At 61.4% G+C, this 1,483-nt stretch carries 2 protein-coding genes; one reads left to right on the top strand and one right to left on the bottom strand.

Features of this window, described 5'->3' with window-relative positions:
- Positions 1-954: tetratricopeptide repeat protein (locus ACXRVY_RS28705; RefSeq protein WP_458238917.1), on the bottom strand; the 954-nt coding region annotated here is incomplete at its 3' end.
- A 185-nt stretch (positions 955-1,139) separates the two neighbouring features.
- On the opposite strand from ACXRVY_RS28705, the gene ACXRVY_RS28700 reads away from it, so the two are divergent.
- On the top strand, positions 1,140-1,483 hold a 344-nt coding region (locus ACXRVY_RS28700), incomplete at its 3' end, for an FUSC family protein (protein ID WP_458238916.1).

Below are 1,483 nucleotides of genomic sequence, written 5' to 3'. Positions count from 1 at the left end.
GATCAGCAGCACCCGTGCCTTGCGATCGTTCGGATGGCGCTGAACGATTTCCTGCAACTGTTTCTGCGCCGCGTCGAGCTCTTGCTCACTGTGCAATGTGGTGGCCAGGTCGTAGCGGTAATCCCGGTTATTGGGCTCGAGTTCAACGGCTTTGGACAGGCCGAGCAGGGCGAATTCGCTTTGCTCGTGATGCAGCAGCCAGAGCCCCAGGGCATGTTGCAGGTAGGCCGAATCGGGTTGTGCCTGGAGTTGCCTGGCCAACAACTGCCGGGCGGCGTCGTTTTGGCCCTGTTTATCCAGCACTTCGATTTGCAGCACCAGCGCCGGCAGGTTGTCCGGTGCCAGGCGCAGGGTGTTGTCCAGCGCCTGTTGCGCTTGCTTGAGCTCGGCGTTGTGCAGGTGCAGCCGGGCCAGTTGGTATTGGTTTTCGGCGCTTTGCGGCTCGCTCTTGAGCACTTGCTCCCAGGCATCGATGGCTTGCTCCAGCGGCCCGAAATACAAGCCGAGTTCATCCGGGGACAAACCCAGCAGCGCGTTGATGGCGGCCAGGCGCACGCTTTGTTCGCTGTCATCGAGCAATGGCCCCAGCAGCAGACTGCGCTGGCCGCTCGGTACCAGGCCGCTGATACTCCTGATCGCAGCGATACGGACCTCGGGCGACTCGTTCTGCAGGTCGACAGCCGCCAGTTTCAGGGCCACCGAGCTTGGATAGTTGGGCAGCTCGGCATGCAACCAGACACGACGCTTGGGGGACAGGTCCGGGCGGCCCAATTGCTGATAGAGCACCCGTGCGGCACCGGGTTGACCACCCCGGGCAGCCGCCAGTGCTTCGCTGTAGCCATGTTGTATGGCTTCGGGAACCACCGGCTCGGTATCGCGCAGGGAAACCCACGCAAGGCCGATGACGAGCAGGGCGAAGAGGCTGATGAACAGATTGCGGCGGGACTTGGGCATGCAGGAATCCGGAAGCTGGCGAGCTTTTGCAAAGGTCGCCAGCTTCGGTCAGGCCAGGCTTTGAGTCAAACCTTGACGACGTTCACTGACGATTCAATGGGCTTGCAAACGGTGTCGACAGTAAAACCTGTCGAGGCCCCGCAGCAGTGACTACGCTTGCTGGAGGTGTCACCACGAGTGTTCCCATGCAAGCGTTGTTGCAGTACTTCAAGGCCATGCTCAACCCCGGGCCCGGGGTGTTGCTGTTTGCCCTGCGAACCATCGCGGCCGGTTTGTTGACACTGTATCTGGCGTTTTTGTTCGATCTGGACCAACCCAAGTGGTCGATCATGGCCGTGGTCATCATCAGCCAGCCACTGGGCGGCATGGTGCTGGCGCGCAGTTTTGGCCAAGTCATCGGTACCACCATGGGGGCGGTCGTAGCGGTGGCAATCATGGCGATATTTGCGCAGGCACCGCTGCCGTTCATCACCACCCTGGCCCTGTGGCTGGCGCTGTGCACCGCTGGTGGCACACTGTTGCGCTACAC

Source organism: Pseudomonas sp. P5_A2_2 (assembly GCF_054177685.1).
Note: the sequence above shows the minus strand (reverse complement) of the source record. Positions and strands in the feature narration are given on the sequence as shown.